The organism is Candidatus Leptofilum sp. (assembly GCF_965223525.1).
Classification (GTDB): Bacteria; Chloroflexota; Anaerolineae; order Promineifilales; family Promineifilaceae; genus Leptofilum.
In genome coordinates, this window is record NZ_OZ245005.1 from 2,248,421 (window position 1) to 2,260,685 (window position 12,265).

Annotated in this window: 11 protein-coding genes; 3 read left to right on the plus strand and 8 right to left on the minus strand. The window is 53.0% G+C overall.

What is annotated here, in order from left to right; all coding sequences use genetic code 11:
* Positions 1-3: 3 nt before the first annotated feature.
* Positions 4-1,335, minus strand: coding sequence for an extracellular solute-binding protein (locus ACOQPM_RS26690; RefSeq protein WP_420631441.1), 1,332 nt, complete (start codon positions 1,333-1,335; stop codon positions 4-6).
* Between the two features lie 297 nt (positions 1,336-1,632).
* Here ACOQPM_RS26690 and ACOQPM_RS26695 point away from each other — a divergent pair, with 297 nt between their 5' ends.
* Positions 1,633-3,267: an ABC-F family ATP-binding cassette domain-containing protein gene (locus ACOQPM_RS26695; RefSeq protein WP_420631442.1), complete on the plus strand. Its 1,635-nt coding sequence runs from the start codon at positions 1,633-1,635 to the stop codon at positions 3,265-3,267.
* A gap of 76 nt (positions 3,268-3,343) precedes the next feature.
* Positions 3,344-3,553 (plus strand): transcriptional regulator/antitoxin, MazE, encoded by a 210-nt coding sequence (locus ACOQPM_RS26700; protein WP_420631443.1) that lies wholly within the window; start codon positions 3,344-3,346, stop codon positions 3,551-3,553.
* Between the two features lie 50 nt (positions 3,554-3,603).
* On the opposite strand, the gene ACOQPM_RS26705 is transcribed toward ACOQPM_RS26700, so the two are convergent.
* The gene (locus tag ACOQPM_RS26705; protein ID WP_420631444.1) at positions 3,604-4,401 is read right to left on the minus strand and encodes an RDD family protein; all 798 of its coding nucleotides are present in this window, start codon (positions 4,399-4,401) and stop codon (positions 3,604-3,606) included.
* A 51-nt stretch (positions 4,402-4,452) separates the two neighbouring features.
* On the opposite strand from ACOQPM_RS26705, the gene ACOQPM_RS26710 reads away from it, so the two are divergent.
* Positions 4,453-5,412: a stage II sporulation protein M gene (locus ACOQPM_RS26710; RefSeq protein ID WP_420631445.1), complete on the plus strand. Its 960-nt coding sequence runs from the start codon at positions 4,453-4,455 to the stop codon at positions 5,410-5,412.
* A 118-nt stretch (positions 5,413-5,530) separates the two neighbouring features.
* Here ACOQPM_RS26710 and ACOQPM_RS26715 read toward each other — a convergent pair whose 3' ends face one another.
* The 6 genes from ACOQPM_RS26715 to ACOQPM_RS26740 form a co-directional block, all read right to left on the minus strand.
* Complete coding sequence (locus tag ACOQPM_RS26715; RefSeq protein ID WP_420631446.1) at positions 5,531-6,094, minus strand: hypothetical protein; 564 nt, start codon at positions 6,092-6,094, stop codon at positions 5,531-5,533.
* A gap of 100 nt (positions 6,095-6,194) precedes the next feature.
* A complete protein-coding gene (locus ACOQPM_RS26720) occupies positions 6,195-7,535 on the minus strand; it encodes a dihydrolipoyl dehydrogenase family protein (RefSeq protein WP_420631447.1) in 1,341 nt (446 codons plus the stop codon).
* Between the two features lie 40 nt (positions 7,536-7,575).
* On the minus strand, positions 7,576-8,418 hold the full coding sequence (locus ACOQPM_RS26725; RefSeq protein ID WP_420631448.1) for a hypothetical protein: 843 nt from the start codon (positions 8,416-8,418) through the stop codon (positions 7,576-7,578).
* 12 nt (positions 8,419-8,430) lie between these two features.
* On the minus strand, positions 8,431-9,744 hold the full coding sequence (locus ACOQPM_RS26730; RefSeq protein ID WP_420631449.1) for a DUF58 domain-containing protein: 1,314 nt from the start codon (positions 9,742-9,744) through the stop codon (positions 8,431-8,433).
* Between the two features lie 74 nt (positions 9,745-9,818).
* A complete protein-coding gene (locus tag ACOQPM_RS26735) occupies positions 9,819-11,189 on the minus strand; it encodes a cytochrome P450 (RefSeq protein ID WP_420631450.1) in 1,371 nt (456 codons plus the stop codon).
* 73 nt (positions 11,190-11,262) lie between these two features.
* Positions 11,263-12,219 carry an AAA family ATPase gene (locus ACOQPM_RS26740; protein WP_420631451.1) on the minus strand — a complete coding sequence of 319 codons (957 nt, stop codon included), beginning with the start codon at positions 12,217-12,219 and terminating at the stop codon, positions 11,263-11,265.
* Positions 12,220-12,265: the final 46 nt, after the last annotated feature.

A 12,265-nucleotide genomic window follows, 5' to 3' on the forward strand; every position in this document is an offset into this window, starting at 1 on the left:
GACTTACTGTTGCAGGGCAGCGACGGCTTCTTCGGCAGCGGTTGGGGGCGATTTGGCAAGCGTGATCACGTCGAAGACGGCGTTGTTGAGGACGGTCATGATGTTGCTGCTGGGGCTAATTGGCAGCGGTTGGGCTTGGTTAAGCTGGCTGCGGGCAAATGCGGTGTAGCTATCCGTATCGGGCCAAAAGGCAAGCGCAGCCTGCCGGGCCGGTAGGTAGCCGCTGGCGTAGCTCCACTCGCCCAAATTGTTGCCTTCGATGAGCGTGTTGAGCAATTCTGCCGCCAACGCCTGCTGGGTGGGGTCGGCCGTGCTGATTGCCCAGGCCCAGCCGGAGACCAGTGGGGTAAGCTGCTGGTTAAAACCAGGAACGGCCGTTGCCACAAAAACCCCATCTTCATCCCGCTGCTGCAAAAATTGCTCACTGTTGGTGAGGGCAATCGAGGCTGTGCCGGCTTGCAGCAAAGGCCATGTTTCTTGAAACGTCACATAATTGCTGCTTTGGTTCAGGATAAGCCCGAAATTTTCGGCGGTGAAGAGCTGCTCTAAAGCTGCTGTGAGCGGTCCTAGTTGCAGCGCAGCTTGCCCCGCCTCATTGGTCAGCGTACCTTCGGCTGCCAGATACAGTTGTAAACCCAATATGCCACCTGCATTGCCGCTGGCAGGGAAGACAAAGCTGTAAGGTTGTTCAGCAAATAGCCGCCACTGGCTGGCGATTGTGCCCGTGATAAGCTGGCTGTTGTAAGCTAAATGAGACAGTTCTGTAACCACAAATGGGTAGCCACCCACCTGATTTTCTTCTAACACCATGTCTAGGGCTGCTGGGAATAAATCTTCTAGCAAGCTGGCTTCAATGAGATTGCCCAGCGGGTAGATAAGCTCTTCAGATTGTGCCAAACTGAGTTGATCAATAGGAACAGCAACGAGGTCTGGCAAAATATTTGGCGCGATGGTTTGCCCCGTGCGTAAATAGTTGAGGATTCCGCTCTGACCACTAACTGATTTTTGTTCGACAATGAGGTCAATTTCGGGATGGTTGCTGCGATAGGCGGCGAGCTGGGCGTTTAGTATTGTTGCGCCTTCGTCCGTTGCCAATGCAATTTCCGGGGGTAGCCAAACGCGCAGCGACGGCCGTGTTTGGGTTACTGGTGTGCTGGGGATGGCAATATCCGGGGTGGTTTCGGCCGAGGGGGTGTTAGTGGCAACTGAGGGGAAAACGGCCGTTGTGCTTGGCTCAATTTCATCCGGTGAAGCTTGGTTAAAATTGTTGGCTAAATCGCACCCGACTGTGATCAACAGCAGCAAAATGAGCAGCAATGATACCTTCTTGTCCATGCGCCAAAGTATACCTGCGATTGTGCAATTGGGCATTTGCGCCCCGCCGCTGCTTAGGATATTCTTTGCCTATGATGTTCATGATTAGGTTCGACCGTCGGTACACATCCACCATTCGTTTTGGCTCTATTTCGTTGCTTCCTAATATCGGTGCGCCTCCTGAATGAATGTTATGTAAACTGAGATGCTTTTCAAGGCCGAGGCGATTGTTAGCCTCGGCCTTTTTTGTTTGAAAAATTATGCGTTTGGAGGCTGGCAACCTCCAAATGCCAGCCCCAATCACCACACCTGGAGCAAATGATGGCAGAAATTTTGTTTAATCTCGATAAAATTGCAGTTTCTTTAACTGGAAAGCTGATCCTGTCTGGCTTGAGTTGGGAAGTGCAGAACCAACAGCGCATTGGGCTGGTGGGGCCGAACGGGGCGGGCAAATCTACCTTGCTGAAGCTGGTTGCCCGCGAACTGGAGCCGGACGAGGGCAACATTTTTCGCAAGTCTGGGCTAACGTGGGGGCGGCTACAGCAGGAGCCTGAGCTGCCTGCTGGGAATTCGGTGCTGGTTGAGGCGATGACGGCCGTTCCCCAAATTGCCGTTGTGCATCAAAAACTGGCCGATTTAGAGCAGCAGATGGGCACGCCCGCCGTGTATGAAGATGGCGAACGGCTGGCAAAGGTGATGGCCCAGCACGAAAAGTTGCTGCATCAGCTTGAACAGCTAGGCGGTGCCAGCTACGAAAGTCGTGTGAAAGAGACGCTGACGCGCTTGGGCTTTCCGCAAGAACGTTGGGAAACGCAAACGGAGCATCTGAGCGGCGGGCAAAAGAAGCTGATCATGCTAGCCAAGCTGCTGGTGCAGCAACCCGATTTACTGCTGTTGGATGAGCCGGACAACCATCTGGATTTAGCGGCCAAGCAAAAGTTGGAGGCGGTCATTCGCAGCTACGCTGGCTGTGTGGTGATCATTTCCCATGACCGTTACCTGCTGGATGAAATTGCCACACACATTGCTGAATTGGAAAACGGCCGTATCACCCTCTACGTGGGTAATTATACCAACTACACTACCGAGCGGGAGCTGGCGCGACTGCGGCAGGCACAGCTATACGCCGCCCAGCAAAAGGAGATTGCCCGCATCGAGGCCGCGATTGCCCGCTTTGAGCTGTGGGCGTCGCTGGTGGTGAACGAGCGGCACATCAAGCAGGCGCGCAGCCGCCGTAAAATGCTAGACAAAATGGACAAGGTGGAAAAAGTGGCCGAGCAGCGGCGCATGTCGCTGAATTTAGCAGGATGGCGAGGCAGCAACAAGGTGCTGGAGCTGGAAAATGTGACGCGGCGGTTTGAAAACGGCCGTGTTATCTTCAACCAACTCAACCAAATTTTGTGGCACGGCGAGCGGGTGGGGCTGGTTGGCCCCAATGGGGCAGGCAAATCGTTTTTGCTAAAGCAACTGCTGGATGCAGAAAATATTCAGAGCGGGCAGATCAAAATTGGCCCCAGCGTGAAGATTGGCTACTATGCCCAGGAGCAAGAAACACTGGATTACGGTCGTGACCTTATTACCGAACTCCGTCAGACGGCTCCCGTGAGCCGGGAGGTGGCAGTGGCCTTCCTGCATCGCTTTTTGTACAGCTATGACCAGATGCAGCAGCCCATCGCTAAACTGAGCGGCGGTGAGCGCAGCCGCTTGCAGCTAGCCAAGCTGGTGCTGGAACGGCCGAATCTACTCCTGCTTGATGAACCTACCAACAATCTAGACATTGCCTCCATTGAGGTGCTGGAACAAACGCTAGACGAGTTTGAAGGAACGCTGCTGGTTGTGTCGCATGACCGCTACTTTTTGGATCAGGTGGTGGATCGGGTGCTGGAGTTGGAGGACGGCCGTTTCACCGAATTCGATGGTGGCTATACTGACTATCTGGCCGCAAAATCCTGATCAATTTTAATAATGGGTGGTTGCTTTATGCAGACATTTTGTACAAACTATGGCTATGAATTTTATGAGGCACTCAATGTTTACAAAAGTTCAAAAATGGGGCAACAGCCAGGGTTTGCGTTTTTCTAAAGCAATTTTGGAGGAAGCGCATATGGAGGTTGGTGACGAAGTTAAAGTTTCTGTTCAGAATGGCAAGATCGTTGTTGAATCGTCCCAGAGGGTTCGAAGGCGCATCAAGATTGAAGGTTTGATAGCTGAAATGCCTCCAGAATATAATATAAAGTAGAAGAGGTTGAATGGGGCGAAGCTGCCGGAAAGAGGCGTGGTAACCAGAAACTATCGTTCGTAATGGTACATTTGCACGATGTACTTGATGGCATAGATGGCTTCAGACGGCCGTACCGGGTTTCTGGCTACTTCCATTCGTTCTAGCAGCCGGTTGAGAATTTGGTTGGCCAGGGTGAAGCCGTTGGGCAGGTCGTTGTACCGCTGCAGCAGCGACTCAGCTAGCTGGATATCTGCCTCGGTAAGTTTTTCCACAGGCCATTTGGCAGCTTCTTTTTCAGCCGAACCGAGGACACGGCTATGAATCTTACTGGTTGAGGTGGTGTTCGTTTCGGCAAGGGATTCGAGGGAAACGGCCGTTTGCTCTCGCACCACCAAAGTATTTGCCGCCAAATCACCCAGCCGCCGCGCCTTGCCATCAATAAACATCGTCACCAGACCCAGCCCGTAAGCTCCCGGTAAAAAGTCCACAATTCGCACCAAATTGCGAATCACTGATTCGGCCAGGGTGATTGGCCTGCCATCGGCCCGAATGACCCGAATGCTCACGAGCTGCTTGCCCGGCGAGCTGCCATTCCACAGCATCTCGAAAAGGATGTAGTAGCCCCAGAAAAAAGCAAAACTAATTAGCGAAAGCAAGGCCAGAATAACCCCGCTCGCATCCTCTAGCAGCTCGAAACCGCCCAACAAAACCAGAATCAGAATCGCATTGGTGGCTAGCAATAGCAAACCAATGATGGTCGTGTCAACCAATGCTGCCAAAAAGCGCGAGCCAATGCCCACGACCTCATAGCCAAAAATCACATTTTCTGGGGTATCAATATTCAGGAATTCATCCGGTGCTGTCATTTATTATCCTGTATGTTCCAAATTTACTTATCTCCAAGTATAATGCCATTTATGAACGCTGAACAATTCTACCGCTCGCGCCAGGCCGATTGGCAAAAGTTAACCGCACTGCTAGACAAAAGTCAACAGATGAGCAGCCTCAGCCCAAACGAGGTGCAGCAAATGGGGCAGCTTTACCGTTCGGTTACGTCCGATTTGGCTTTGGCGCAGCGAGAGTACCCGCGCCAACAGGTGACAACATTCCTCAATCAATTAGTAGCGCGAGGTCACGCTACCATCTACCAGGGGGAACCGCTGGCGGTGCGGCGGCTGAAGCATTATTTTCTGGTTGGTTTGCCCCAAACGTTTCGTGAGGCGTTGCCATTCATCATCACGGCCGCTTTGCTCTTGTGCATCCCTGCCATCATTGCTGGATTCCTCACCAATTGGGAGCCAGATGCCTCTACCTGGTTGCTGCCTGCCAGCGTGCAGGAGCTGCGGCCAGGCATTGAAGACCAGGAGTTGTGGACAAATATACCGGTGGAGGAACGGCCGTATGCTTCCGCTTTTATCATGTCCAACAACATTCAAGTATCTTTCATGGCATTTGGCGGGGGCATTACCGCTGGATTATTTAGCCTATACATTCTTATCTTCAACGGCCTGTTGCTGGGCGGCATTACAGGTCTCACCGCCCATTACCATGTTGGCTTTGAGCTATGGACTTTTGTTATTGGTCACGGTGTCATTGAGCTTTCGGCTATCTTCATTGCGGGTGGCTCTGGCCTCATGTTGGGCTGGGCCATCATTCAGCCAGGGCTGCTTAAACGGGGGGATGCGCTCATGCTAGCGGCACGTAAGGCGGTGCGGCTCATTATGGGCTGTGTACCAATTCTCATCGTTGCCGGGCTCATTGAGGGCTTCATTTCACCGAATGAAAATATCCCCTGGCCAGTCAAATGGAGCGTCGGTGCAATCACAGGCATCTTGCTGTACAGTTACCTGTTATTGGTGGGGAGAGGGCGTGAATAAAGATCGGCTCTTTACGATTGTGCTGTTGTTGGCGGCATTACTTTATGCTGCGTGGCATCCACCAGCGGGCTGACGCTGGGCAGCGATTTGCTCTTTTGCACCACCAACTGTCAATTCCTCAATCGCCTAAAGTTAATTCTGAATAGGTGCCAACAAAGGTCAATCGTTCGACACCCTGAACTGAGTATCCCCGATGAAAGAGAAATGGGCTTCTCAACAAAATGTCGCCCGCTGCCAGATCGATTCTAATTGCATTGGGCATATCTTTACCCCCAGCATTCCTTGCCAATATTTCGGCCTCGTTAATTTCACGCAGGTGTGTACCCGGAACAATCTGATGAATATTGTCTCCTGGCAGTAGCGGAAGCTGAAACGAATGTATCCCGTTGCCGACTTTGGCATCTCTATGCCAACCCAATTTAACTAACTGGGATGTTTTAGCAACAAGTAGATAAAGTTCTTCCAGTTTATCCACAGTGATACCAATGTTGCTAAAGATAGGTTTTACAACCTGGTGAACAGCCTCAACGATCATAGGTTGACCAAGTAGATGAACTTTTCTTTTTCGCTTTTGAATGGGTGCTATCAGTTGTTGCAGTGTTTTTATCTTATTTTCGTCAACTGCATGGCGAACGATACAATATCCTTCTTCTGAATATACTGCCTCAATTTCCTTAACCATTTTTTATCCAATCCAGTAACTTTCTGGGGACAATAGATGTTATTCCAATTAGGGCATGGACGTATTCTACTCGATAATGTGCCTCCAGGACTCTCTGTGATTACAGGTGCCTTGCAGCCGCAAATGGTAGTTCGCTGAGGGTTGGGTGGGTCGCAAAGATGCTGGCCAGATCGTCTAACGAAGCACCAACCTGAATGGCTAACGCTACCGGAGCTAAAACGTCTCCTGCGTGGGGGCCAACGGCCGTTCCCCCCACAACTTTTCGCTCACCATCAAATGCCAACTCCACAAATCCTTCTGTCTCACCCAGCAAATGCGCCTTCATCACCGCGCCAAAACCAAGCCGTGTGGTTTGAATCGAGCCATCGTCAGCATATGTTGTGCCAACTTGAGCAACCTGTGGTTCTGAATAAACGGCCGCCACAACCGCACTGGGATTAAATGGTGTAACTTGCGCCCCCGCAGCGTGCAAGCCAGCCACCCGCGCCATCGCCATGGCTCGATTGGCTACCATCGGTGGGCCAGCGGCATCCCCGACGGCGTAAATGGTGGGTACGGCCGTTTGGCAAAATACATTCGTCTCTGGGAATGCACGGTCTGCAACGGGTAGCCCAGCCGCTGCCAAGTTCAGGCGACCCACGTCGGCAAAGCGGCCAATAGCCACAAAGGCAAGGGCTGCTGTTACGCGGGTTTTGTCATCGAGAACGGCCGTTACCCCACCATACTCCTCTTCAAAATGATCCGCTAACTTCCCCTGCACGATTTTCACGCCCCGCTTGGCCAAAATCTCTGCCATCAGCTCACCCGCTGCTGGGGGATAATCTGGCAACACCCCGAACTGATCCACAATCCAGGTCACGTCCACACCCAGCCGATTAAACAGATAAACCGTCTCAGTCCCAGTAGCTCCAGCACCCACCACAATCACGCTGGGCGGCAGCGACTTTAGCGCGCTCATGAAGCGTGGCGCAATCACCGTTTTGCCATTGGGTTTGAGCTTCGGCGGGAAAAACGGCACCGATCCGGTTGCCAAAATGATGGCATCCCCGCTTAGAGTAGTAACTTCCTGACCGTCTTTATCCTTCACAAGAACAGAATTTGCCGAATTTAACGTCGCCTGCCCGGTCACAATCTCAACACCCAGCGATTTCAACTCTTCAACTTGCTGCGTGCTCCACTGCTGCTTGATTTGTTGCAGATGAGGCAAAATATCGGCAGGTGCCGGTTTTTCTTGGCTAGTCGCAAAGGGTGATTCCGCTATCATGCCTGCCGTATCCGCCGCCGAGAGCCACACCTTGCTGGGCAGCAGGCTATGCCAGCCGGAACGGCCGCCCACGGGCCCTTCGCTAATAAGTGTCACGCGGCTGCCCACTTTAGCCGCTGCCCGCGCCGCCTCAATTCCCGCTGGCCCACCTCCGATGATAATAATTTGTTTACTCATAATTTCACACCTTCTTGATAGATATTCACATGCTCCTGAGTTAAACGGTCGTACCCAGTTTGGAAGACAGATTGGTCAGATAAATCATCTCAAATATGACGAATAGCAATGCTGGAACAATAGGGTAATAAAACCAACCCAAAAATGTCATGAACGCCACAATGCCAGATAAGATGATCAACAATAGTTGGATGCAATAAACCATAAAACGTTTCATTGTCATTTTTTGGCGGTTTTTTTTCATAAAGTGAGTGAAATACCAGAATGGAACAATGAAGGCGATTGTGAAGATAGATAAAGTTGGCCCAAAATATTTTAGATGATGTTGTAATCGAATCCATCTTTGCTCAGCTTCTGTTTTATCTCTCCACGTCAAAACTGTTTGTTCATTGGTTTGATCCGATAGCTTTGTTAGATGGGTGCTTTTGAGTAATTGTGGGTACTCTTCGTACGAGTCCCCTCTGGCCCAAATCCGAAGAATTGCGTCACTTACCAAATGATCCGTATGGACTTCAAATAGGCCATGATGGTTTTGCTGCTCTGACTTTTGCGAGGCAAAATCAAACAAAACCAATGCAAGCTCGTTTGGCGCACTATTTGGATGCCTTTGTGCAAAATAATGTTGCAAGTAATAGCCAGCCTCACCTAACTCAAGCCTCCCATCACTGATTTCTAGCCAATCCACAGTATATGGAATCCACTCACAGGCATTTGCAGTGCCTCTCTCCAAAACGGCAAAAACGGGTGTGCATTCGCTATTGTCGCAGAGGAAGAAGAAGCGTTCTTCCATATCCAATAAGCACGACAAAGCCTGAGCTGTAGAAGTATGCGTCAAAACCAGCCAAATTAGCCCTATAAAAGTAAAAAGCAAACGTTTTTTCATCCGTTTCCTCTCCTAAAGCATTGTTTTTGCTTTTAGCTCCAGGTAGCGGTTGATGACGGCGATGGAGAGCTGGTTGGCGGGCACGTCCAGGGTGAGGACGCCTTGCTGGCGCAGGTGGTCCAGCGTGATCTGGCGCTGGTCCAGCAGTTGGGCGGCGGCCATGCGCTGGTAGGCTGTTTGGCTGTCCTCTGGCTGCTGCTGGGCGGCTTGCACTACGTCCGGGTCGCTGATGGTGACGACCAGCGGCAGGCTGCGCTTGGCCAGCAGCGTGGCGTGGCTTACCAATCCATCCAGGCTGATGCCGTGCGTTAAATCGGTAAAGATGACCACCAGCGACCGCTTGCGCTGCTTGGCAGCTAGGTAGCTGAGCGCGCGTTGGTAATCTGACTCCACAGGTTGCGCTTCGACGGCGTAAAGCAGCTCCAACATGCGGTAAAATTGGCCGCGACCTTGCCGGGGAGACAGATAATGCTGGATGTCGTTGGCGAAGCTCATCATGCCCACTTTGTCCCCTTTGCCGGTGGCCACGTAGCCCAGCAGCAGCACGGCGTTGACCACATAATCCAGCTTGGCCATTCTGGCGACAGGACTTTGCATCATGCGTCCCACGTCGAGCAGGGCAACCACATTTTGGCTGCGCTCGGTTTGGTACTCTACAGTGACGGGGCGGTGGCGGCGGGCGGTGGCTTTCCAGTTGATGCGGCGATACTCGTCGTCGGGCAGATATTCGCGCAGGCGTTCAAATTCGGTGCCTTCGCCATATTGGCGGGTGTTGCGGAGGCCAATTTCTTGCAGCCGATTTTTGCGGAGCAGTAAATCGTAGCGGCGCACGTCCAGCAGATTGGGGTACACCTTTACGGAGTTTGTGAGGGGCAGTTTGTCCTGACGGATAGCCAAACCGAGCGGTCCTAGCCAGCGCAGGTTGAGGTTGCCGAATTGGTAATCGCCCCGGCGCAGCGGGTGGACGGTGTAGCTGGCTTCCCAGGTGCGGCGCGGGGCAATTTCCCCACTGAGCAGCCGCTGGGAGATGTTGAAGGCGTCGGGCGGTTCGTCGCGCAGCCAGACGGTGGCGGGGCGATTGCTGCGGTTGCGAACAAAGATTTTGATGGGGTTATCGGCGCCCAGACTAAGCTTCTGGTCGTGTTCGCGGCGGATGTCGAAGCGTTTTTCAATGGGGTCGGCCGTTCGCCAATCGAACCAGAACAGCAGACCAACCAGCAGTAGGTAGCCCACAGCCACCCATTGCAGCGCGGGCAGCCAAGTGCCTGCCGCCAAAATGGGGGCGGCGAGTAGCAAAATGAGTATCCCTCGATTCGTTGGCTGCATGGTTTTGCCACGGATTTCGCAGATTTACGCGGATTAAAAATAAAAATCTGCGCTAATCCGCGAAATCCGTGGCTTTATCTCCTTTGAAGCGTCATCATCAGGCCATGTTTGGGGCGGATGGTGACGAGTGGGTCGGCGACGACGGGGTGGTTGGGCAGTAGTTGAAGCCGGTATTTTTGCAGTACGGCCGCACTCACCAAGCCTATCTCCACCTTTGCAAATTGATCGCCAATGCAGAGCCGTGCGCCGCCGCCGAAGGGAAAATAAGCGTAGCGGGAGCGTGTTTTTTGGGCTTCTGGCATGAAATGGTCTGGGTAAAATTGCTCTGGCTTTTCCCAAAAGGCAGGATGCCGCTGGGTGGTGTAGGGGCTCATAATGATGAGGGCATTGGCCGAAATTTTTGCTCCGAAAATTATATCTGCTGCGATGGCGCGGCGGGTGATGACCCAGGCGGGCGGGTAAAGCCGCAGTGCCTCGGCAATGACGCGCTGGACGGTGGGCAGATTGGGTAAATCGTCGGTGGTGGGTGGACGGCCGTTCAGCACACCGTCAATCTCCGCCAATAAATCTTCTTCCACGGCTGGATTTTGTGACAGCAGGTAAAAAAGCCAGGTAAGGCCGGAAGCGGCCGTCTCATGTCCGGCAATCAACAGAGTAATCACCTCATCGCGCAGTTCATCTTTGGTCATTGGCTGATTGTTGTGATCAACGGCCGTTAGCATCTGGCTCAAAATAGTGTTTGGATTTTCTTTGCCCCGTTTGTGATTTTTTACTGCCTGCTCGATAAGCTCATCCAGCAGCCGCAGCCCTTGGTGAAAGCGGCGGTGGCGCGGCGTGGGCACCGAAAGCGGCAGGGCAACGGGCTGCTGCGAGCGGTAGACGACGTATTCGAGCATGGTGAGGACAGCATGGGTGAGCTGGCTGGCATCTGCCTGCAAATCCAGCCCCAGCAGCGCCTCGCCCACGATGTTGAGGGTGACGGCCATCATCTCTTCGTCAATGTCCAGCGGTTGGTTGGTGTGTACGGCCGTTTCCCAGCCAGCCAGCATGTTTTGCGTCGCTTGCAGCATCATTTGCCCCCAAGCTAGAACGCGCTGCCGATGAAAGGCGGGTTGAATCATGCGCCGCTGCCTGCGCCAGAAACGGCCGTCGCTGGTCAGCAGCCCCCGCCCGGTGATTTTGGCCAGCGTGTTGTACTGCACCGTGTTTTTGCTGTAGTTCTGCTGATTGGTCACCAGCACATGCTCAATTAAATCTGGATGATTGAGCTGAAAAACTTCCCACAACCCCAGCGGGTAATGAATGAAATCCCCATGTTCCGCCGCATTTTGCTGCAAAAAGCCCAGCGGGTTCCGCTGAATTTCAGGAATCCGCAGTGGGGAGAGGTTGACTGCTTTGAGGGTTGGTGTGTGGGAAACGGCCGTATCAAGCATAACAAAAAGCATAGCTACGGATTACGCAGATTTTCTCAGATAAATAAAAATAATCCTCAAAATCCGTGCAATCCGTGGCAATAAATTATCTTGGCACCTCAACTTGACCCAGCAGCCGCCGAATGACAGCGTCGGGGTTGAGACCTTCAATTTCGGCTTCTGGTTTGAGCAAGATGCGGTGGCGGTAAACGGCAGGCGTTACGTACTTCACATCGTCGGGCGTCACGAAGTCGCGGCCTTGCAGGGCAGCAAAGGTTTTAGACGAGAGCAGCACATGCGTAGCGGCGCGGGTGCTGGCACCCAGCGTCAAATCGGGCGATTGGCGAGAGGCCGCCGCGACCTGGGCAATGTAATTTAGCACCCCATCTTCCACCACCACCTGGTTAATCGCTTGCCGCGCCTGGGCGACGGCTTTGGCCGGAAGCCGAGCCGTGAGACCTGTCGCCGCTAAATCATGGGCGTCGAAGCCATTGTGGTAGCGGCGCAACACCTCAATCTCGGTGTCCAAATCGGAATAGGGCACGGTGATTTTGAAGAGGAAGCGGTCTAGCTGCGCCTCTGGCAGCGGGTACGTGCCTTCATACTCGATGGGATTTTGTGTGGCGATGACCATGAAGGGCATCCCCAGTGGGTAGCGGGTACCCTCCAGATTCACCTGCCGCTCTTCCATTGCTTCTAGCAGGGCAGATTGGGTCTTGGCAGGGGCGCGATTGATCTCATCCGCCAACAAAATCTGGGTGAAGATTGGCCCTTTCTTCAGGTGAAATTGGCCGCTGCCCATGTCGAACACGGACGTGCCCAAAATGTCCGATGGCATCAGGTCGGGGGTGAACTGAATGCGATTAAACTTTGCCTGCACCAGTTGGGCCAGCGTCTTGGCCATGAGCGTTTTAGCCGTGCCTGGCACACCTTCCAGCAACACATGCCCGCCCGTGAGCAGGGCGATGGTGAGCATTTCAAATGGCTCTTCCAGGCCCACCAGCACTTTGTCGGCCTCTTGGCGCAGGGCTTTGTAGATGGTTTTGAGTTGGGTTGGTTCCATTGTTTTTTCCTTCATTTAGCCGCGGATTTCGCGGATTAGCAAGATT

Coding starts and splice junctions, on each gene's coding strand:
- ACOQPM_RS26690 (WP_420631441.1), bottom strand. CDS start 1,335: ATGGACAAGAAGGTATCATTGCTGCTCATTTTGCTGCTGTTGATCACA.
- ACOQPM_RS26710 (WP_420631445.1), top strand. CDS start 4,453: ATGAACGCTGAACAATTCTACCGCTCGCGCCAGGCCGATTGGCAAAAG.
- ACOQPM_RS26725 (WP_420631448.1), bottom strand. CDS start 8,418: ATGAAAAAACGTTTGCTTTTTACTTTTATAGGGCTAATTTGGCTGGTT.
- ACOQPM_RS26715 (WP_420631446.1), bottom strand. CDS start 6,094: ATGGTTAAGGAAATTGAGGCAGTATATTCAGAAGAAGGATATTGTATC.
- ACOQPM_RS26740 (WP_420631451.1), bottom strand. CDS start 12,219: ATGGAACCAACCCAACTCAAAACCATCTACAAAGCCCTGCGCCAAGAG.
- ACOQPM_RS26730 (WP_420631449.1), bottom strand. CDS start 9,744: ATGCAGCCAACGAATCGAGGGATACTCATTTTGCTACTCGCCGCCCCC.
- ACOQPM_RS26695 (WP_420631442.1), top strand. CDS start 1,633: ATGATGGCAGAAATTTTGTTTAATCTCGATAAAATTGCAGTTTCTTTA.
- ACOQPM_RS26705 (WP_420631444.1), bottom strand. CDS start 4,401: ATGACAGCACCGGATGAATTCCTGAATATTGATACCCCAGAAAATGTG.
- ACOQPM_RS26735 (WP_420631450.1), bottom strand. CDS start 11,189: ATGCTTTTTGTTATGCTTGATACGGCCGTTTCCCACACACCAACCCTC.
- ACOQPM_RS26700 (WP_420631443.1), top strand. CDS start 3,344: ATGTTTACAAAAGTTCAAAAATGGGGCAACAGCCAGGGTTTGCGTTTT.
- ACOQPM_RS26720 (WP_420631447.1), bottom strand. CDS start 7,535: ATGAGTAAACAAATTATTATCATCGGAGGTGGGCCAGCGGGAATTGAG.